This is a genomic window from Pelagovum pacificum (genome assembly GCF_016134045.1).
GTDB classification, from domain to species: domain Bacteria; phylum Pseudomonadota; class Alphaproteobacteria; order Rhodobacterales; family Rhodobacteraceae; genus Oceanicola; species Oceanicola pacificus_A.
Map to the genome: position 1 here is coordinate 1,259,305 of NZ_CP065915.1, position 18,844 is coordinate 1,278,148.

Sequence of the window (18,844 nt, forward strand, 5' to 3'; positions counted from 1 at the left end):
CACCTTTCCATGCATCTCGCCGAACTGAACGTGGGGCGCCTCGTCGCTCCGACCGATGACCCGCGCGTCGCGGATTTCATGAACGCGCTCGACAAGGTCAACACGATCGGCAAGCGGATGCCCGGGTTCGTCTGGATGATGGAAGGGTCGGGCGAGCCCGGCACCGGCAATACCGATGCCAAGATCGGCGGCGATCCGCAGTACGTCTCCAACCTCACCGTATGGGAATCGGTCGAGACCCTGGAGGAGTTCGTCTGGAACACGGTTCACCGCCGCTTCTACGAGCGCCGGACGGAGTGGTTCGAAGTGCTTGGCGAACAGCATTTCGTGATGTGGTGGGTCGAGGAAGGACACCGCCCGACGCTCGACGAGGCGCTGGAGCGGCTGGAGCATCGGCGGCGTCACGGCGACAGCGACGAGGCGTTCGGCTGGTCGTGGCTGGAGCAGGCGAAGCTCTACCAGCAACGGATGTGCGCGGCGGAGTGATCCGCGCCGTTCCCGCCGTGCCGTGCCTTTGGGCGGGGTAAAGCTCACCTTGGGGCAGGTTTGAAACCGACTGAAACGGTCGGCGGGCCAAGCCACTGATTTATCACGGATATGCCATCGGCAAAAAGGCGGTGCGCGTTACCGGCGTGGTGGCGGCCTCTCGCCATTGTCATTGCTCTGCACGGGCCGGCTATTGAATAGCCGCGCCTGTCTGTCCGATGTGTGGGCCAACACGAATGCCCAACGAGGTGACAATAATGACCCGCCGAGCACTCTTCATCCTGACCGTCCCCATGGTGCTTGCAGGCGCACTGGCCGGACAAGGTCGCGCCGACCATCCGATCGGCCAGATCCCCGCGATCCGCGAGGGGCTGATCGCCACCGGCATGGCGCTCGAGATCAGCGACAATTGCGACTCGCTCTCGCCGCGCATGATCCGGGGGCTCGCCTATCTCGAACAATTGCGCGGCACCGCACGCCAGGCCGGCTATTCCAACGACGAGATCGACGCCTTCATCGACGACCGTGGCGAGAAGGCCCGGCTGGAATCCGAAGCGCGCCAGCGACTGTCCTCCCGGGGGGCCGTATCTGGGCAGGCGGACACATACTGCGCCGTCGGGCAGCAGGAAATGCAGAGCGGAAGCGCCGTCGGCCAGCTTCTGCGCTGAGCGGAACGGGAACAGTTCAACGGGGCCGGACACTTGTCCGGCCCTTTTCATGTGGGGCGGGCAAGGGATATACCTTACAGAAATAGTAGGGCATAACCTCTGGATCCGCGTCGATTTTTCCACGTGTCGGGGCGTCCTGTGGTCTGGCATCGTTCGGCAAGCCGGGATAGGTAGCTGGAAAAAGCGGCTGCCCGGGTGGTCCCGGTGAGCCGCGACAGCAAGCACCGAAGGGTGAGCCCATGTCCGACCTGCGCAAAGTCGTCATCGACGGAAACGAGATCGAGGTCCCGGGAGCCATGACCCTGATCCAGGCCTGCGAGCAGGCCGGTATCGAGGTTCCGCGCTTCTGCTATCACGAACGCCTCTCCATCGCCGGCAACTGCCGCATGTGTCTCGTCGAGGTCGTCGGCGGACCGCCGAAGCCCGCTGCCTCCTGCGCGATGCAGGTCAAGGACCTCCGCCCCGGCAAGGACGGTGAGCCGCCGGTCGTGAAGACCAACAGCCCGATGGTGAAGAAGGCCCGCGAGGGGGTGATGGAGTTCCTGCTCATCAACCACCCGCTCGATTGCCCGATCTGCGACCAGGGCGGCGAATGCGATCTGCAGGATCAGGCGATGGCCTACGGCGTCGACTTCTCCCGCTACCGCGAGCCGAAGCGCGCGACCGAGGACCTCAACCTCGGCCCGCTCGTCGAGACGCACATGACGCGCTGCATCTCCTGCACGCGCTGCGTCCGCTTCACGACCGAGGTCGCCGGCATCCACAAGATGGGCCAGACCGGTCGTGGCGAAGACGCCGAGATCACCAGCTACCTCAACGAGACGCTGGATTCGAACATGCAGGGCAACATCATCGACCTCTGCCCGGTCGGTGCGCTTGTCTCCAAGCCCTATGCCTTCACCGCCCGCCCTTGGGAGCTGACCAAGACCGAGACGATCGACGTCATGGACGCGCTCGGCTCCAACATCCGGGTCGACACCAAGGGCCGCGAAGTGATGCGCATCCTGCCGCGCAACCATGACGGCGTGAACGAGGAGTGGATCTCCGACAAGACGCGCTTCGTCTGGGACGGCCTGCGCCGCCAGCGGCTCGACAAGCCCTACATCCGCGAGAACGGCAAGCTACGCCCGGCCACCTGGCCCGAGGCGCTGGCCAAGGCCGCGGACGCCATGAAGGGCGCGAAGAAAGTGGCCGGCCTGGTCGGTGACCTCGCGTCCGTGGAATCCGCCTACGCTCTGAAGGGCCTCGTCACTTCGCTCGGCGGCACGGTCGAATGCCGCACCGACGGCTCCAAGCTGCCCGCGGGCAACCGCTCCGCCTATGTCGGCAACGCGGCGATCGAGGACCTCGACACCGCTGAGATGGTCATGCTGATCGGCACCAACCCGCGTGACGAGGCGCCTGTCCTGAACGCCCGCATCCGCAAGGCGTGGCTGCGTGGGGCGAAGGTCGCCGCGATCGGCCCCGATGCCGACCTGACTTACGACGTCAGCCGCATCGGTGGCGGGCGCAAGGCGCTGGTCGACCTCGCCGGTATGGATCACTCCGACAAGCACGGCACCGCCGGTGTCATGGTGATCGGGCAGGGCGCCCTGATCGGCGCTGACGGCGAAGCGGTGCTGAGCCAGGCGATGAAGGCCGCTGGCGCGGCCGAGTCGAAGTTCCTCGTGCTGCACAGCGCCGCGAGCCGGGTCGGTGCGATGGACATCGGTGCCGTGACAGAGGGTGGCATCGACGCCGCGCTCGACGGGGCCGACGTGGTCTACTCTCTCGGCGCCGACGAGATCGAGATCGGCGAGGGGCCCTTCGTGATCTACCAGGGCAGCCACGGCGACCGGGGCGCGCATCGTGCCGACGTCATCCTGCCGTCCGCCGCCTACACCGAGGAATCGGGCCTGTTCGTGAACACCGAGGGCCGTCCGCAGCTCGCGCTGCGCGCCGGCTTTGCACCGGGCGAGGCGAAAGAGAACTGGGCCGTTCTGCGCGCGCTCTCCGCAGAGGCGGGCCAGCAGCTGCCCTACGACTCGCTGGCGCAGCTCCGGCAGGCGCTGATCGAGGAGGTGCCGCATCTCGGCGCGCTCGACGACGTGGCCGACAACGGCTGGACGCCGCTCGACGTGACCGACCCCGACGGGGACGGCGATTTCGAGATCGCGGTGCGCGACTTCTACCTGTCCAACCCCATCGCCCGTGCCTCCTCGCTGATGGCAGAGCTCTCGGCCAACGCGAAGGCGCGGACCGAGGCGCCGCTGGCGGCGGAGTGAGCGATTGCGACGGCCTTTTTCGGCGCTTCCCGTGCTAGCCCTGACCGCCTGCGCTCCCGCTTCGGACGAGCTCGTCGCGCGCGACGAGTTCGTGCCGAGCTATGACGGGGTCGAGACGTTGCTGCTCGACAACGACCTCGTCAACTTCCGCGTCCGGATGGATCGCGCGGAGGGGGCCGAGGACGTGACCCGCTACGCCGAATGCGCCGCTGCGCAATACACGCTGATCCGGGGTTACGGCTTCGCGCGACATGTCCGCACGAACGTCGCCGAAGAGGGTGGAATCTGGCGCGCGGATGCTGTTTACACCATCTCGCCGGCCCTGCCCGAGGGCCTGCGGACGATTGATGCCGAGGTGACCGTGGCCGATTGCGCCAACACCGGCGTTCCCACGGTCTGAGGAAAGGGACGAGATGATCGAGTTCTTCACGCAAACGAACCTCGGGATCATCCTGCTGACCCTTGGTCAGTGTCTTCTGGTGATCGTGCCCGTCTTCGTGACGCTGGCCTTCCTGATGTATGCCGACCGAAAGGTCTGGGCCGCCGTGCAGATCCGCCGCGGGCCGAACGTCGTCGGTCCCTGGGGCCTGCTGCAGAGCTTCGCCGACCTTTTGAAGTACGTCGTGAAGGAGATCGTCGTTCCCGCCGGGGCCGACAAGGTGGTGTTCTTCCTTGCCCCGATGATCGCCTTCGTACTGCCGGTCATCGCCTGGGCCGTGATCCCGTTCTCCGACGGCTGGGTCCTCGCCGACCTGAACGTCGCGATCCTCTATATCTTCGCGATCTCCTCTCTCGAGGTCTACGGCGTGATCATGGGGGGCTGGGCCTCAAACTCGAAATACCCGTTCCTCGGCTCGCTGCGCTCCGCCGCACAGATGATTTCCTACGAAGTCTCGATCGGCCTCATCATCATCGGCGTGATCATTTCGACCGGGTCGCTGAACCTGTCGGAGATCGTGCGCGCGCAGGACGGCTCCTTCGGGTTGCTGAACTGGTACTGGCTACCGCACCTGCCGATGCTGTTCCTGTTCTTCATCTCGGCTCTGGCCGAGACCAACCGCCCGCCCTTCGACCTGCCCGAGGCCGAGTCCGAACTCGTCGCCGGCTACCAGGTCGAATACAGCTCCACGCCGTTCCTGCTCTTCATGATCGGCGAACTGATGACCGTCTTCCTGATGTGCGGCCTCGTCTCCGTCCTGTTCTTCGGCGGCTGGCTGTCGCCGATCCCGGGCCTGCCCGACGGGTTCCTCTGGATGGCGATCAAGATGCTGCTGGTCTTCTTCATGTTCGCCATGGTGAAGGCCATCACGCCCCGCTACCGCTACGACCAGCTCATGCGTCTCGGCTGGAAGGTCTTCCTGCCGATGTCGCTGGCCTGGGTCGTGCTCGTGTCCTTCCTCGCCAAGTTCGAGATCCTCGGCGGCTTCTGGGCCCGCTACGCGGTGGGAGGGTGATCCGAATGCCTTGCATGTCCCTCACCGGAGGCACCCGATGACACAGATCGATTACACCCGCGCCGCGAAGTACTTCCTGCTCGCGGACTTCCTCAAAGGCTTCAAGCTGGGCTTCAAGTACTTCTTCGCGCCCAAGCCGACCGTGAACTACCCGCACGAGCGCGGGCCGCTGTCGCCCCGCTTCCGGGGGGAGCACGCGCTGCGCCGCTACCCGTCGGGCGAGGAACGCTGCATCGCCTGCAAGCTGTGCGAGGCGATCTGCCCGGCGCAGGCCATCACGATCGACGCCGAGCCGCGCGACGACGGCAGCCGCCGCACGACGCGCTACGACATCGACATGACGAAGTGCATCTATTGCGGCTTCTGCCAGGAAGCCTGCCCGGTGGACGCGATCGTCGAGGGGCCGAATTTCGAGTTCTCGACCGAGTCCCGCGAAGAGCTGATGTACGACAAGGAAAAACTGCTGGCGAACGGCGACCGCTGGGAAGCCGAGATCGCCCGCAACCTCGAGATGGACGCGCCCTACCGATGAACGACACGGTGCAAAGGTCTTCCACGACTTTTGCCGGGACTTCTCGGAAAGTCTCGGCGGGAGGGGCCCGATGACGCAGGGCAGCAACCCGTTCGAGGCGATGATGAAAGCCGGGCAGGACTGGGCGAAGGCGCTCAACCCGGCGATGGAGAACTTCACCCCCCAGGGGTTCGAGAAGATGTGGCCGACGATGCCCAAGGACCTTCTCGAGACCTTCATGGGGCGGACCTACAACCCCGAGGGGCTGGACGCGAAGACGCGGCTGCTCCTCACGCTGACCGGCCTGACCATCACCGGGGCCCAGGCCGACTCGCAGATCAGGCTCACCGTCCGCCACGCGCGGGAAGCGGGGGCCACGAAACAGGAAATCGCCGAGACGATCGCCACGGCGGCGGTCTTCGGCGGCGTTCCGGCCATGACCCGGGCGATGGAACTCGCCACGTCGGTCATGGAGGAAGCAGAGGACGACGAGACATGACGCCAGCCGCATTCGCCTTCTACGTCTTTGCCGTGACGACGATCACCGGCGGTCTCTTCACCGTGGTGAGCCGCAACCCGGTCCACTCGGTGCTCTGGCTGATCCTGGCGTTCCTGTCGTCGGCGGGGCTGTTCGTCCTGCTCGGTGCGGAATTCGTCGCGATGCTGCTCATCATCGTCTATGTCGGCGCGGTCGCGGTGCTGTTCCTCTTCGTGGTGATGATGCTCGACATCGACTTCGCCGCGCTGAAGGCGGAAATGGCGCGCTACATGCCGCTCGCGCTGCTGATCGGCCTCGTCATCCTGATGCAGCTCGCCATGGCGTTCGGCGTCTGGGAGTTCGGCGAAGGTGCCGAGACCCGTCTCGCCGCCCCGGTCGAGGGCGGCATCCAGAACACCACCGGCCTCGGCCTGCTGCTCTACGATCGCTACTTCCTGCTGTTCCAGCTTGCCGGCCTGATCCTGCTGGTCGCGATGATCGGGGCGATCGTCCTGACGCTGCGGCACCGCAAGGACGTCAAGCGGCAGGACATCCTCGCCCAGATCTACCGCGATCCGGCGAAGTCGATGGAGCTGAAGGACGTCAAGTCGGGGCAGGGGCTCTCCTGATGCGTCTGGCCCTCGCCCTCATCCTCGCACCCGGACTCGCGCTCGCCCAGGGGGAGCAATGTCTCCTCACCGAAGGCGAGCAGGCGTTGACGCTCGCGCCGGTCGATCTCGGAGACGGGATGGTTGCGCAGGAATTCCTGCCCGGCGCCATCGACGGGATCCCGGACGGGGTCGTGGACTTCGCCCATTGCGAGAGCGGCGGGCACATCGTCGTCGCCATGCCGGAGAACGACCAGGGCAATCGCCCGTCGGCCGAAATGGTCATCGGCATCATGGAAGATGCGATGGCGAACGAGGAACTGGTGCCCGCGCAGGTGCTGGCGGACGGATACACCCGCGCCGGCGCGCCCGCGCAGGTCCGGCAATCCACGACCGAGACCTGCGGTTGTTCGGTCTTCTATCCCGACGCGGTCGGAGAGAAGACCCCGTGGGAGGAGCTCGGATGATCGCCGACCACGCGATGGCCGTGCTCGGTCACGTGGGGTTGGCGGGATTTGCGGCGCTCTGGGCCGTGAAGGTCGCGGCCGGCTGGGCCGTGCTGAGAATGTGGCGCCTCCGGCGAGCCCGGGCGCTGGCAAAGAAGGTAGTCTGACGCGGCCGGAAAAGCGGTGGCGCACGGACAGCGAAACGGATAATCGGCGGGCAAAAGACCCGGGGGACAGCATGATCGGAATAGAACATTACCTGACGGTCGCCGCGGCGCTTTTCGTGATCGGCATCTTCGGTCTGTTCCTCAACCGGAAGAACATCATCATCCTGCTGATGAGCATCGAGCTCATGCTGCTGGCGGTGAACATCAACCTCGTCGCATTCTCCAGTTTCCTCGGCGATCTCGTGGGACAGGTCTTCACCCTGTTCGTGCTGACGGTCGCCGCGGCGGAGGCCGCCATCGGCCTCGCCATCCTCGTCTGTTTCTTCCGCAATCGCGGCACGATCGACGTCGAAGACGTCAACATGATGAAAGGCTGACGTCATGGAGCAGATCGTCCTTTTCTCGCCGCTGATCGGCAGTCTCATCGCCGGCTTCGGGTGGCGCGTCACCTCGGAGCGCGGTGCCCAGTGGATCACCACTGGCCTGCTGTTCATGTCCTGCTTCTTCAGCTGGATCATCTTCTTCGGCCACGACGGCACGACCCAGCAGATCGAGATCATGCGCTGGATCCAGTCCGGCAGCCTCGACACGAGCTGGTCGATCCGGCTCGACCGGCTGACGGCGATCATGCTGATCGTCATCACGACGGTGTCGGCGCTCGTGCACCTCTACTCGTTCGGCTACATGGCCCATGACGAGAACTTCAAGGAAGGCGAGCACTACAAGGCCCGCTTCTTTGCCTACCTGTCGTTCTTCACCTTCGCGATGCTGATGCTCGTGACGGCGGACAACCTGATCCAGATGTTCTTCGGCTGGGAAGGCGTGGGCCTGGCGTCGTATCTGCTGATCGGCTTCTACTACAAGAAACCGTCGGCGAACGCTGCCGCCATGAAGGCCTTCGTGGTCAACCGGGTCGGCGACTTCGGCTTCGCGCTCGGCATCTTCGGGCTCTTCTTCCTCGTGGATTCGGTGCGCTTCGACGATATCTTCGCCGCCGCGCCCGAGCTTGCGACGACGAACATCACCTTCCTCTGGGAAAGCGTGAACGCGATCGAGCTGATCTGTGTGCTGCTGTTCATTGGCGCGATGGGCAAGTCGGCGCAGCTGTTCCTGCACACGTGGCTGCCGGACGCCATGGAAGGCCCGACTCCGGTGTCGGCGCTGATCCACGCCGCGACCATGGTCACGGCGGGCGTCTTCCTCGTCTGCCGCATGTCGCCGCTGATGGAATTCGCCCCGCACGCCAAGAGCTTCATCGTCTTCATCGGCGCCTCGACCGCCTTCTTCGCGGCGACGGTCGGACTTGTGCAGAACGACATCAAGCGCGTGATCGCCTACTCCACCTGTTCGCAGCTCGGCTACATGTTCGTCGCTGCCGGGGCAGGGGTCTATTCGGTCGCGATGTTCCACCTGTTCACGCACGCCTTCTTCAAGGCGATGCTGTTCCTTGGCGCTGGCTCGGTCATCCACGGGATGCACCACGAGCAGGACATGCGGAACTACGGTGGGCTTCGCAAGAAGCTGCCGATGACCTTCTGGGCGATGCTGATCGGCACGCTGGCCATCACCGGCGTCGGCATTCCGCTGACCCACATCGGTTTCGCCGGCTTCCTGTCGAAGGACGCCGTGATCGAGAGCGCCTGGGCCGGCGGCACGTCCTTCGCCTTCTGGTCGCTGGTGATCGCTGCCGCGTTTACCTCCTTCTACTCGTGGCGGCTGATGTTCCTCACCTTCTGGGGCAAGCCGCGCGGCGACAAGCACACCCACGACCACGCGCATGAAAGCCCGACGGTCATGTTGATCCCGCTCGGCGTGCTGGCCTTCGGGGCCGTCTTCGCCGGCATGATCTGGTACGGCCCGTTCTTCGGCGACCATGATCGCGTGAACCGCTTCTTCGGTATCCCGGCCCACGCCGAGGCTTCCCACGACGAAGAAGGTGGCGAAGACCACGCCGCCGCCGAAGGGGAAGAGACAGAAGAGGCGTCCGCCGAGGGCGAAGCGACCGAGGAAGCTTCCGCCGAGGGCGAAGCGGCTGAGGACACCGCCGGTGAAGGCGACGCCACCGAGGAAGCCGCCGCCGAAGGTGAACCTGCCGCCGAGGGCGACGCGACCGAAGAGGCCGCCGCCGAAGGCGACGCCACCGAGGAGGCTGCGACCGAGGTCGATGAGTCCGAACTGGCGGCTGTCGAGGTCGACGAATCCGAGCTCGCGGCTGTCGAGGTCGAGCCCGGCGAGGCCGCGACCGAGGGCGACGGTGCCGAGGCTGCTGCCGAGGGCGAAGCGACCGCAGAAGCCGCTGCCGAAGGCGAGGGTGCCGAAGAGGGGGCCGAGGCCGCCGCGTCGGAGAGCGCTGAGGAGCATGGCTCCGAAGAGATCCACCTGACGGGCGTCATGCCGGGCGAGGGGGCGATCTACATCGGCGAAGAGAACCACGTCATGGACGAGGCGCACCACGCGCCGGTCTGGGTCAAGGTCTCTCCCTTCGTCGCGATGCTGATCGGCTTCCTGCTGGCCTTCCAGATGTACATCCGTCGCCCCGAGCTTCCGGCGAAACTGGCCGAGCAGCAGCAGCCGCTCTACCAGTTCCTGCTGAACAAGTGGTACTTCGACGAGATCTACAACTTCATCTTCATCCGCCCCGCCATGTGGGTCGGACGGACATTGTGGAAGCGCGGTGACGGGACCGTCATCGACGGCGGCATCAACGGCGTCGCCATGGGGATCGTGCCCTTCTTCACCCGGATCGCCGGGCGGGCACAGTCGGGCTACGTCTTCACCTACGCCTTCTTCATGGTTATCGGCATCGCCATCCTTCTCACCTGGATGACGCTCGGCGGAGGAGCGGAATAATGGGCAACCTCCTTTCCCTCATCACGTTCTTTCCGCTGCTCGGCGCGCTGATCCTCGCGGTCTTCCTGCGCGGCGACGACAAGGCGGCACAGGGCAACGCCAAGTGGGTGGCGCTCGCCACCACGGTCGCGACCTTCGTCATCTCGCTGTTCGTGCTGATCGGGTTCGACCCGTCCAACACCGACTTCCAGTTCGTCGAGGACCGGGAGTGGCTGCTGGGCATGAACTACCGGATGGGCGTCGACGGCATCTCCGTGCTGTTCGTCATGCTCACAACGTTCCTCATGCCGCTCGTCATCGCGGCCTGCTGGGAGGTGACGCACCGGGTCAAGGAATACATGATCGCGTTCCTCGTGCTCGAGACGCTGATGCTCGGCGTGTTCTGCGCGCTCGACCTGATCCTGTTCTACCTGTTCTTCGAAGGCGGCCTGATCCCGATGTTCCTCATCATCGGCATCTGGGGTGGCAAGAACCGCATTTACGCGTCCTTCAAGTTCTTCCTCTACACGTTCCTCGGGTCCGTGCTGATGCTGGTCGCGATGGTCGCGATGTACACCCAGGCCGGCACCACCTGTATCGGGGCTTGCGGCGGCGAGATCGTCGGTCTGCTCGACTATCAGTTCTCGTCGGAGACGGTGTCGCTGTTCGGCTTCCAGATCATCGGCGGCCTGCAGACGCTGATGTGGCTCGCCTTCTTCGCCTCGTTCGCGGTTAAGATGCCGATGTGGCCGGTTCACACCTGGCTGCCGGACGCGCACGTGCAGGCACCGACCGCCGGTTCGGTCGTCCTTGCGGCGATCCTCCTGAAGATGGGGGGTTATGGCTTCCTGCGCTTCAGCCTGCCGATGTTCCCGATCGGGACCGAGGTGATGGCTCCGCTCGTGTTGTGGCTGTCGGCGATCGCGATCGTCTACACCTCGCTCGTCGCGCTGGTGCAGGAGGACATGAAGAAGCTGATCGCCTACTCGTCGGTCGCCCACATGGGCTACGTCACGATGGGCATCTTCGCGGTGAACCAGCAGGGCATCGACGGGGCGATCTTCCAGATGCTGAGCCACGGCTTCGTTTCCGGCGCGCTGTTCCTCTGCGTCGGCGTGATCTACGACCGGATGCACACCCGCGAGATCGACGCCTACGGCGGCCTCGTGAACCGGATGCCGGCCTACGCGCTGATCTTCCTGCTGTTCACCATGGCCAACGTCGGTCTGCCCGGCACTTCCGGCTTCATCGGCGAATTCCTCACCCTGATGGGCGTCTTCCAGGTCAACACCTGGGTCGCACTGATCGCGACCACGGGCGTGATCCTGTCGGCGGGCTACGCGCTGTTCCTCTACCGCCGGGTCGTCATGGGCGACCTGATCAAGGAGAGCCTGAAGTCCATGACCGACATGACCGGCCGCGAGCGTGCGATCTTCGCGCCGCTGGTGGTCATGACCATCCTGCTCGGCGTCTACCCGAGCCTCGTCACCGACATCATCGGGCCGAGCGTCGAGACCCTCGTGTCACAGGTGGAGACCGCACAGGCGGACTTTTCCTCCGAGACACAGGTCGCTGACGCGGCCGAGAGCCACTAGGAGAGAGCGGACATGATCTCTGCCGATCTACAGGTCATCCTCCCCGAGATCCTGCTGTCGATCTACGCGATGATCGGTCTGGTCCTCGCGGTCTACACCAGCAAGGACGAGCTTGCCGGCCCGCTTACCTGGGCAACGGCCGCGGTCTTCGTCGCAATCGCGCTCTGGATCGGCTACGGTCCGGATGAAACGCGCACCGCGTTCCATGACTCCTTCAACGATGACAGTTTCGCGCGCTTCTCGAAGGTCGTGATCCTGCTGTCCGCCGCGTCGGTGCTGGTGATGAGCCAGCATTACATGGCGCGTCGCGGCCTGCTGCGGTTCGAGTATCCGATGCTCGTGACACTGGCGTCGGTGGGCATGATGGTCATGGTCTCCGCCGGCGACCTGATCGTGCTCTACATGGGCCTCGAGCTTCAGTCGCTCGCGCTCTACGTCGTGGCCTCGCTGCGCCGCGACTCGGTGAAGTCGACCGAAGCGGGCCTGAAGTACTTCGTGCTGGGCGCGCTGTCGTCCGGCCTGCTGCTCTACGGGGCATCGCTGACCTACGGCTTCGCCGGGACCACGCTGTTCAGCGGCATCGTCGAATCCGCCGAAGGTGGCGCCTCGCTCGGGCTGCTGTTCGGCCTCGTGTTCCTTGCCTCTGGCTTCGCCTTCAAGGTCTCTGCCGCACCGTTCCATATGTGGACGCCGGACGTCTACGAGGGCTCCCCTACGCCGGTCACCGCCTTCTTTGCCACGGCGCCCAAGATGGCCGCCATGGCGCTGTTCGCCCGGGTCGTCCATGACGCCTTCGGCGGCATCGTCGGCGACTGGCAGCAGATCATCGCTTTCCTGTCGGTCGTGTCGATGTTCGTCGGCGCCGTCGCGGCGATCGGTCAGAAGAACATCAAGCGCCTGATGGCCTATTCCTCGATCACCCACATGGGCTTCGCGCTGATGGGCCTCGCCGCGGGCACGGCCTTCGGTGTGCAGGCGATGCTGGTCTACATGGTGATCTACGTGGCGATGAACGTCGGCACCTTCGCCTTCATCCTTTCCATGGAGAAGGACGGCACGCCGGTCACCGACATCGATGCGCTGCAGATGTATTCGGCCAAGGAACCGCTGAAATCCATCGCGCTGCTGATCCTGATGTTCAGCCTCGCCGGTGTGCCGCCGCTCGTCGGCTTCTTCGGCAAGTTCTACGTGCTGCGCGCTGCCTACGACGGCGGGCTCGCCTGGCTTGCCGTGGCTGGCGTGATCGCCTCGGTCATCGCGGCGTTCTACTACCTGCGGATCGTTTATTACATGTACTTCGGCGAAGAGCGCGAGGCGCTCGACGGTGCGATGAACCCGGTGCTCTGGGTGTTCCTCGTGGCCTCCGCCTTCGTCATGACCTTCGGTGTCATCAACCTCTTCGGGATCGAGCCGCTGGCGGCTGCGGCGGCTGAAACGCTTGTCAACTGACGAGGGCTCCGTCTGGCCCGAGGGCTACGCGCTCGTCACGCTGGACGAGACCGACAGCACCATGGCCGAAGCGCGGCGTCGCGCCACCGGCCTCGAAGGTCCGACCTGGATCCTCGCGCATCGCCAGACCGCCGGCCACGGCCGGCGGGGGCGTGCGTGGAGCGGAGGAGAGGGCAACCTATTCGCGACGCTGCTCTACAATCCCGCCTGCTCCCCGGCCGAGGCCGCGCGACGGTCCTTCATGGCCGCCAATGCCCTGTTCGAAACGCTGGCGATCTACACCAACCGGGATGCGCTGGCGCTCAAGTGGCCGAACGACGTGCTGCTGAACGAGGGCAAGGTCGCCGGGATCCTGCTTGAGTCCTCGGGCGCCGGTCCTTTCGTCGACTGGCTGACTGTCGGCATCGGCGTGAACCTCGCCGAAGCGCCGCCTACCGATCAGGAGATGTCGGCCAAGCCCGTCAGCCTCGTCGGGCAGGGTGGTCAGTCGGTCACGCCGGAAGAGTTCCTGACCGTGCTTGCCACCAACTTCGCCACGCAGGAGAGCATCCTCGAGCGGCTCGGCTTTGCCCGCGTCCGCGAGGAATGGCTTCAGCGGGCGACCCGTGTCGGCGAAGTCATCACCGCCCGCACCGGCACGGCCGAGTATCGGGGCGTGTTCGAGACGGTCGACGAGGAGGGTAACCTCGTGCTCGCCACGACCGAAGGACCGAGGGTCATCCCGGCAGCTGACGTCTATTTCTAGGGAGGTGGCCTGCCCATGCTGCTCTGCATAGATTGTGGCAACACCAACACCGTGTTCTCCGTCTGGGACGGCGAGTCCTTCGTTGTCACGCTGAGAACCTCGACCGAACATCAGCGCACGGCGGACCAGTATTTCGTCTGGTTCTCCACCTTGCTGCGGCACAACGGGCTGGAGACCGACATTACCGATGTCATCATCTCCTCCACCGTGCCTCGCGTCGTCTTCAACCTGCGCGTCTTCGCCGACCGCTATTTCGGAACCCGGCCCATAGTGGTCGGGCGGCCTGATTGCCTGCTGCCGACCCAGCCAAGGGTCGACGGCGGCACGCAGGTCGGGCCCGACCGTCTGGTCAATTCCGCCGGTGCCTACGACCGGCACGGCGGCGATCTGATCGTTGTGGACTTCGGCACCGCCACCACCTTCGACGTGGTGGCCGAGGACGGGGCCTATGTCGGCGGGGTCATCGCGCCCGGCGTGAACACCTCGCTCGAGGCGCTGCACCAGAACGCCGCGGCGCTGCCGCATGTCGACGTGACCCGCCCGCAGGCGGTGATCGGCACCAACACCGTCGCCTGCATGCAATCGGGGATCTTCTGGGGCTACATCGGCCTCGTCCGGGGGATCTGCGAGCGCATCAAGGGCGAATACGACAAATCCATGCGCATCATCGGCACCGGGGGCCTTGCGCCGCTGTTCTCATCCGGCGATGTGCTGTTCGACACGATCGAGGATGACCTGACCATGCACGGTCTGCTCGTCATCCACCGCTACAATAAGGAAAATACATGAGCGGAGACAGACTGATCTACCTCCCCCTCGGAGGCGCGGGGGAGATCGGCATGAACGCCTACGTCTACGGCTACGGGCCGCAGGACAAGGAGCGTCTCATCGTCGTCGACCTCGGCGTGACCTTCCCCGACATGGACGGCACGCCCGGCGTCGATCTCATCATGCCCGACATCACCTGGCTCGAAGAGCGCAAGGACCGGATCGAGGGCATCTTCATCACCCACGCGCACGAGGATCACATCGGAGCGGTCGGCCACCTGCAAAGTCGGCTCGGCGGCATTCCCGTTCACGCGCGGGCCTTCACTGCCAACCTCGCGCGGCGCAAGCTCGAGGAATACGGCGTGGTCGAGCCGCAGGCGGTCACGACCGCCTCTGCCTGGCCCGAGATGATCGAGGCGGGGCCGTTCAAGGTCGGCTTCGCGCCGATCTCGCACTCGATCCCCGAAAGCGCGGGTCTGGTGATCGACACGCCCGCCGGGCGCGTCGTCCATTCCGGCGACTTCAAGACCGACCCGACGCCGGTGATCGGCGAGCCCTTCGACCCCGTCATGTGGGGCGAGATCGCCAAGGGGGGGGTGAAGGCGCTGGTCTGCGACAGCACCAACGTCTTCTCGCCGCACGAGGGCCGGTCGGAGCTGTCCATCGGCCCCGAGATCGAGCAGCTGATGTCGAGCGCGAGCGGCATGGTCGTCGCGACGACCTTCGCCTCCAACGTCGCCCGGCTGAAGACGCTGGCCGAGGCCGCGCAGCGCGCGGGCCGGTCGATCTGCCTGCTCGGCCGCGCCATGCGGCGTATGGTCGAGGCGGCGGTCGAGACGGGGATCCTCACCGACTTCCCCTCGACCATCGCGCCCGAGGATGCGGTGCAGATCCCGCGCGAGAACGTCATGCTGCTGGTCACCGGCAGCCAGGGCGAGCGGCGCGCGGCCTCCGCGCAGCTGGCGCAGGGCAAGTACAACGGAATCGAGCTGAAGGAGGGGGACACGTTCCTGTTCTCCTCCAAGACCATTCCCGGCAATGAGCGGGGCGTGATCCGGATCATGAACCAGCTCTCCGAGAAGGGGGTGGAGGTCATCGACGACAGCTCGGGCCGCTACCACGTCTCGGGCCACGCCAACCGGCCGGACTTGCAGAAGATGCACCAGATCATCCGGCCGCAAATCCTCGTGCCCATGCATGGTGAGCACCGCCACCTGCGCGAACATACCAAGCTTGGCGAAGAGGGCGGATTGCAGAGCATCCTCGCGGTGAACGGCACGATGGTCGACCTCACCGGCAACGCCCCCCGGGTGGCCGAGTTCATCGAGACTGGGCGCACCTACCTCGACGGGTCGGTGCAGGTCGGTGCGCTCGATGGGATCGTCCGCGACCGGATCCGCATGGCGCTGAACGGCCACGTGACCGTGACGCTCATCATCGACGAGGAAGGCGAGCCGCTTGGCGAGCCGTGGTGCGAGATCATGGGGCTGGCCGAGACCGGCGTATCCCGCGCCTCGCTCGTCGAGGTTCTGGAAGAGGACCTGAACCAGTACCTGATGCGGGCCGGCAAGAAGACGCTGGCGGACGACGATGCGCTGGAGAAGGAGCTGCGGACCATCACCCGCCGCACCGCGCAGGGCGAGATCGGCAAGAAGCCGGAAGTCACGGTCGTCATCAGCCGGCTCGCCTGAGCCGGTTCGCCGCGCTGGCGCGCGTCGACCGGGCGGGGGCTCTGCCCCCGCGCCCCCGGAGGTATTTCCGGCCAGATGACCGGGAGCGTCACCAGACGATCGGGTGGGTTTTCCCGTTGGTGACGTTGACGAAGCCTTCCGGAGCCCGGGGGCTCGGCGCGACCAGCACCCACCGCCACGGCGCGCAGGTCAGCGTCGCGAAGGCGAGCCGTTCGGGCATGCCCTTCGGCCAACGCGGCGTCGCGGTCGGCTCCCACATCCAGTCGACCTGTTCGGCGGCCTTGTAGAGCGCCTGCATCTCGGCATCGAGCTCTTCCGCCGAACGGCAGGTCATCAGGCCACCGACCTCGTAGCGCACAGTCGCGGCGAGTTCTCCCTTCACGACGAGCGCCCAGCCGCCCTGCATCTCGCGCAGCGCGTTGACGGCCTGCGCCATCGCAGCGTCCGACGATCCGACACACCAGATGTTATGGCTGTCGTGGCCGACCGAACAGGCGAGCGCCGTGTCGTCGGTCGCCGGGCCCGTCCCCTTCCAGAACATCTTCGCCACGCCACCGGTGCCGGAATAGCGGTCGACGATGGCGAATTTGGTGATGTTCTGGTCCCTGTCGCGCTGCACCGCGCCGTCGATCACCGGCAGCGTGGCCTCGAGGAAATCGTCCCACCAGTGGAAGGGCCGCAGGACGGCGGCCTGCATCTGGATGCGATCTTCGGGCGCGAGGATGGCGAAGTCCGCGGGGCTCAACGGCAAGGGCAGGTTCACCGTCCGGGTCGCCCAGTCGGGGTAGTTGATCTTCGCGACTTCGCCGATGTATCGCGGCCCCTCTGACACCTGAAGCCCGTCCGCCCAGACCTCCGCGATGTCGAGTGTCTCGAGGTCCGACAGCAGCACCACGTCGGCGAAGCGTCCGGGCGCCAGCGAGCCGACCCACGGCGTCAGGCGCATGTGACGGGCGGGGTTGATCGTGACCATCTGGATCGCGACCTCCGGCGGAATGCCGCATTTCATCGCGAGGCGGACATTGTAGTCGGTTGCGCCCATCCGGATCGTGTCCGATGCCGATCGGTCGTCGGTGATCAGCGCGAACTGGCTCCAGTCCTGCTGGCCCTCGGCGATAAGGCCTGCGAAGATCTCTTCCATCGACTGCGGGCGGATCTCGCAGAACAGGCCCCGGCGCAGCTTTTCGCGGACTTCCCGCGCGCCGCGCCCCTCGTGGTCCGAGGCGAGGCCGGCGGCGGCGAAGGCGTTGATCTCCGGCAGTTCGGTCAGGCCGGCGGCGTGACCCTCGACCACGCCACGGCCCGCGAAGGTCGCCCCGATCATTCCCCAGAGCCGCTCGTAGGCCGGGTTCTCCGGGTTCCAGACGGCGGGCCAGTCCATCACCTCGTCGAGGCCGGCGACCATCGGGTGAGCCATGAATGCCGTCTGCTCGGGGCCGCCGAACCAGCCGCCGCTCGATTCGTAGCCCGTCGGGGGAACGGCCGAGCCGGGGAGGGGGAAGATCTTGTTCGGCATTCCCGCGCGACGCGCCATCAGCCAGAAGTCGAGGTTGTGGGGGCCATCGACGTTGCTGAATTCGTGGCTCGCCTCGCAGGTCCAGGTGCAGCCGCGCGGGATCACCATCGCGGCGTCCCATTCGGGCGTCAGGTGAGTGGATTCGATATGCTTGTGCGCTTCACCGAAGCCCGGCACCGCCATCAGGTCGGGGCGGTCGTGCCGCTCCGCCGCCGCGCCGGGCCAAGTGCCGGCGGGGCCGACCCACGCGATGCGTTTGCCGGCAATCACGATCTCCTGGTCGTCGAGCCATTCGCGCCCGTGCACGTCCAGCAGCCGACCCACCCGCAGCACTCGGTCCGCCGGTGCCTTGCCGAGCGCAACGAGCGTCAGCCTCTGGCGGATCGCCACTTCTTCCTTGGGGTCGAGAAACAGGTCGTCCATCAGAGCCTCCCCGCCGCCCAACCAGCCATCCGCGAGAACAGCGGCGCGTAGCCGTCCCATTCCACGAAAGGCATCGGGGCCCAGTGCGGGCCGCAGTCCGAGGCGAAAGCGACCGAGCGCCCCTCGCCGAACTGGCCGAGGGCGAGCAGCGGGTCGTCGCCAACCGTCGCGATGACCTCCGCCTCGGGTTTGGCGGTCAGCCGGTTGTAGCCAAGCAGCGCCGGCCAGTCGCCGAGTCCCTCGGTGATCGCGTGGGCGCGGGCGTCAGGCGTGACGCTGCCGGGCGCCTCGACACGGTCGTCGTGCCGGGACAGGGTGACGGGCAGGATCTGCTCTATCGCCGTTCCGGCATACTGGCCCTTAGCATCGATGCCCTGGAAGGTGAGGTAGCCGCCGATCATGATGAAGCCGCCGCCGCCCGCCACGTAGTCCCGGATCGCGGTGAGCCGGTCGCCGGTGGCCTGACCGCGCACGAATGTATCGGGGTGAAGCAGCAGGGTGTTCGCACCGATGTCGGACAGGATCACGACGTCGAAGGCGGCAAGCCCGTCTGCGGTGAAGGGAAAGTCCCGTGCCGCGACATGGGCCGGCTGATAGGTGACCTCCCACCCGGCACCTTCCAGCGCGGCGATCAGCCAGCCGCCGCCCTCTTGGTAGTCGGTGGTGGTGAAGCTGTCGAAGCCCTTCTGGTGGATCGAATGCGTGGTCCAGCTTTCGCCGGCAAGCAGCGCACGGGGAGGAGGCAT

The 18,844-nt window shown here is 65.9% G+C and carries 19 protein-coding genes; 17 read left to right on the forward strand and 2 right to left on the reverse strand.

The genetic code is table 11. The annotated features are described in order from the left end of the window. The first annotated feature begins 9 nt into the window (after window positions 1-9). From I8N54_RS06335 to I8N54_RS06420, 17 genes are all read left to right on the forward strand, one after another. Window positions 10-486: a DUF3291 domain-containing protein gene (locus I8N54_RS06335; RefSeq protein ID WP_140193364.1), complete on the forward strand. Its 477-nt coding sequence runs from the start codon at window positions 10-12 to the stop codon at window positions 484-486. 257 nt (window positions 487-743) lie between these two features. Continuing rightward, window positions 744-1,154, forward strand: a complete 411-nt coding sequence (locus tag I8N54_RS06340; protein ID WP_140193363.1) for a DUF5333 domain-containing protein — start codon at window positions 744-746, stop codon at window positions 1,152-1,154. A gap of 239 nt (window positions 1,155-1,393) precedes the next feature. Continuing rightward, the gene (gene nuoG, locus I8N54_RS06345; RefSeq protein WP_140193362.1) at window positions 1,394-3,418 is read left to right on the forward strand and encodes an NADH-quinone oxidoreductase subunit NuoG; all 2,025 of its coding nucleotides are present in this window, start codon (window positions 1,394-1,396) and stop codon (window positions 3,416-3,418) included. A 4-nt stretch (window positions 3,419-3,422) separates the two neighbouring features. Then, window positions 3,423-3,818, forward strand: a complete 396-nt coding sequence (locus I8N54_RS06350) for a hypothetical protein (RefSeq protein ID WP_140193361.1) — start codon at window positions 3,423-3,425, stop codon at window positions 3,816-3,818. A gap of 13 nt (window positions 3,819-3,831) precedes the next feature. Beyond that, window positions 3,832-4,872, forward strand: coding sequence for an NADH-quinone oxidoreductase subunit NuoH (nuoH, locus tag I8N54_RS06355; RefSeq protein ID WP_140193360.1), 1,041 nt, complete (start codon window positions 3,832-3,834; stop codon window positions 4,870-4,872). A 37-nt stretch (window positions 4,873-4,909) separates the two neighbouring features. Further along, complete coding sequence (gene nuoI / locus I8N54_RS06360) at window positions 4,910-5,404, forward strand: NADH-quinone oxidoreductase subunit NuoI (protein WP_140193359.1); 495 nt, start codon at window positions 4,910-4,912, stop codon at window positions 5,402-5,404. Window positions 5,405-5,474: 70 nt separating this feature from the next. Beyond that, a complete protein-coding gene (locus tag I8N54_RS06365; RefSeq protein ID WP_140193358.1) occupies window positions 5,475-5,882 on the forward strand; it encodes a carboxymuconolactone decarboxylase family protein in 408 nt (135 codons plus the stop codon). After that, complete coding sequence (locus tag I8N54_RS06370) at window positions 5,879-6,490, forward strand: NADH-quinone oxidoreductase subunit J (protein ID WP_140193357.1); 612 nt, start codon at window positions 5,879-5,881, stop codon at window positions 6,488-6,490. The genes I8N54_RS06365 and I8N54_RS06370 overlap by 4 nt, the downstream gene beginning before the upstream one ends. Then, entirely contained in the window at window positions 6,490-6,936 is a 447-nt protein-coding gene (locus I8N54_RS06375; protein WP_140193356.1) for a hypothetical protein, read from the forward strand. The genes I8N54_RS06370 and I8N54_RS06375 overlap by 1 nt, the downstream gene beginning before the upstream one ends. Further along, window positions 6,933-7,082, forward strand: coding sequence for a hypothetical protein (locus tag I8N54_RS06380; protein WP_197097484.1), 150 nt, complete (start codon window positions 6,933-6,935; stop codon window positions 7,080-7,082). The genes I8N54_RS06375 and I8N54_RS06380 overlap by 4 nt, the downstream gene beginning before the upstream one ends. Before the next feature lie 71 nt (window positions 7,083-7,153). Then, on the forward strand, window positions 7,154-7,459 hold the full coding sequence (gene nuoK, locus I8N54_RS06385; RefSeq protein ID WP_140193355.1) for an NADH-quinone oxidoreductase subunit NuoK: 306 nt from the start codon (window positions 7,154-7,156) through the stop codon (window positions 7,457-7,459). Between the two features lie 4 nt (window positions 7,460-7,463). After that, window positions 7,464-9,932, forward strand: coding sequence for an NADH-quinone oxidoreductase subunit L (nuoL, locus tag I8N54_RS06390; protein ID WP_231592452.1), 2,469 nt, complete (start codon window positions 7,464-7,466; stop codon window positions 9,930-9,932). Next, a complete protein-coding gene (locus tag I8N54_RS06400) occupies window positions 9,932-11,506 on the forward strand; it encodes an NADH-quinone oxidoreductase subunit M (RefSeq protein ID WP_140193354.1) in 1,575 nt (524 codons plus the stop codon). Before nuoL ends, I8N54_RS06400 begins: the two co-directional genes overlap by 1 nt. A 12-nt stretch (window positions 11,507-11,518) precedes the next feature. Next, a complete protein-coding gene (gene nuoN / locus I8N54_RS06405) occupies window positions 11,519-12,955 on the forward strand; it encodes an NADH-quinone oxidoreductase subunit NuoN (RefSeq protein WP_140193353.1) in 1,437 nt (478 codons plus the stop codon). Beyond that, window positions 12,945-13,700 (forward strand): biotin--[acetyl-CoA-carboxylase] ligase, encoded by a 756-nt coding sequence (locus tag I8N54_RS06410; RefSeq protein WP_140193352.1) that lies wholly within the window; start codon window positions 12,945-12,947, stop codon window positions 13,698-13,700. The genes nuoN and I8N54_RS06410 overlap by 11 nt, the downstream gene beginning before the upstream one ends. 15 nt (window positions 13,701-13,715) lie before the next feature. Then, window positions 13,716-14,489: a type III pantothenate kinase gene (locus I8N54_RS06415; RefSeq protein WP_140193351.1), complete on the forward strand. Its 774-nt coding sequence runs from the start codon at window positions 13,716-13,718 to the stop codon at window positions 14,487-14,489. Then, complete coding sequence (locus tag I8N54_RS06420; protein WP_140193350.1) at window positions 14,486-16,159, forward strand: ribonuclease J; 1,674 nt, start codon at window positions 14,486-14,488, stop codon at window positions 16,157-16,159. The genes I8N54_RS06415 and I8N54_RS06420 overlap by 4 nt, the downstream gene beginning before the upstream one ends. Window positions 16,160-16,247: 88 nt before the next feature. On the opposite strand, the gene I8N54_RS06425 is transcribed toward I8N54_RS06420, so the two are convergent. After that, complete coding sequence (locus tag I8N54_RS06425) at window positions 16,248-18,098, reverse strand: adenine deaminase (protein WP_197097483.1); 1,851 nt, start codon at window positions 18,096-18,098, stop codon at window positions 16,248-16,250. Next, on the reverse strand, window positions 18,098-18,844 hold the full coding sequence (locus tag I8N54_RS06430; RefSeq protein WP_140193348.1) for a glutamine amidotransferase: 747 nt from the start codon (window positions 18,842-18,844) through the stop codon (window positions 18,098-18,100). Before I8N54_RS06430 ends, I8N54_RS06425 begins: the two co-directional genes overlap by 1 nt.

What these genes read in the sequence shown, in the direction of transcription:
- I8N54_RS06335 (WP_140193364.1), top strand. Translation starts at nt 10, where the DNA reads ATGCATCTCGCCGAACTGAACGTGGGGCGCCTCGTCGCTCCGACCGAT.
- I8N54_RS06340 (WP_140193363.1), top strand. Translation starts at nt 744, where the DNA reads ATGACCCGCCGAGCACTCTTCATCCTGACCGTCCCCATGGTGCTTGCA.
- nuoG (WP_140193362.1), top strand. Translation starts at nt 1,394, where the DNA reads ATGTCCGACCTGCGCAAAGTCGTCATCGACGGAAACGAGATCGAGGTC.
- nuoH (WP_140193360.1), top strand. Translation starts at nt 3,832, where the DNA reads ATGATCGAGTTCTTCACGCAAACGAACCTCGGGATCATCCTGCTGACC.
- nuoI (WP_140193359.1), top strand. Translation starts at nt 4,910, where the DNA reads ATGACACAGATCGATTACACCCGCGCCGCGAAGTACTTCCTGCTCGCG.
- I8N54_RS06365 (WP_140193358.1), top strand. Translation starts at nt 5,475, where the DNA reads ATGACGCAGGGCAGCAACCCGTTCGAGGCGATGATGAAAGCCGGGCAG.
- I8N54_RS06370 (WP_140193357.1), top strand. Translation starts at nt 5,879, where the DNA reads ATGACGCCAGCCGCATTCGCCTTCTACGTCTTTGCCGTGACGACGATC.
- I8N54_RS06375 (WP_140193356.1), top strand. Translation starts at nt 6,490, where the DNA reads ATGCGTCTGGCCCTCGCCCTCATCCTCGCACCCGGACTCGCGCTCGCC.
- I8N54_RS06380 (WP_197097484.1), top strand. Translation starts at nt 6,933, where the DNA reads ATGATCGCCGACCACGCGATGGCCGTGCTCGGTCACGTGGGGTTGGCG.
- nuoK (WP_140193355.1), top strand. Translation starts at nt 7,154, where the DNA reads ATGATCGGAATAGAACATTACCTGACGGTCGCCGCGGCGCTTTTCGTG.
- nuoL (WP_231592452.1), top strand. Translation starts at nt 7,464, where the DNA reads ATGGAGCAGATCGTCCTTTTCTCGCCGCTGATCGGCAGTCTCATCGCC.
- I8N54_RS06400 (WP_140193354.1), top strand. Translation starts at nt 9,932, where the DNA reads ATGGGCAACCTCCTTTCCCTCATCACGTTCTTTCCGCTGCTCGGCGCG.
- nuoN (WP_140193353.1), top strand. Translation starts at nt 11,519, where the DNA reads ATGATCTCTGCCGATCTACAGGTCATCCTCCCCGAGATCCTGCTGTCG.
- I8N54_RS06415 (WP_140193351.1), top strand. Translation starts at nt 13,716, where the DNA reads ATGCTGCTCTGCATAGATTGTGGCAACACCAACACCGTGTTCTCCGTC.
- I8N54_RS06420 (WP_140193350.1), top strand. Translation starts at nt 14,486, where the DNA reads ATGAGCGGAGACAGACTGATCTACCTCCCCCTCGGAGGCGCGGGGGAG.
- I8N54_RS06425 (WP_197097483.1), bottom strand. Translation starts at nt 18,098, where the DNA reads ATGGACGACCTGTTTCTCGACCCCAAGGAAGAAGTGGCGATCCGCCAG.
- I8N54_RS06430 (WP_140193348.1), bottom strand. Translation starts at nt 18,844, where the DNA reads ATGCCTCCTCCCCGTGCGCTGCTTGCCGGCGAAAGCTGGACCACGCAT.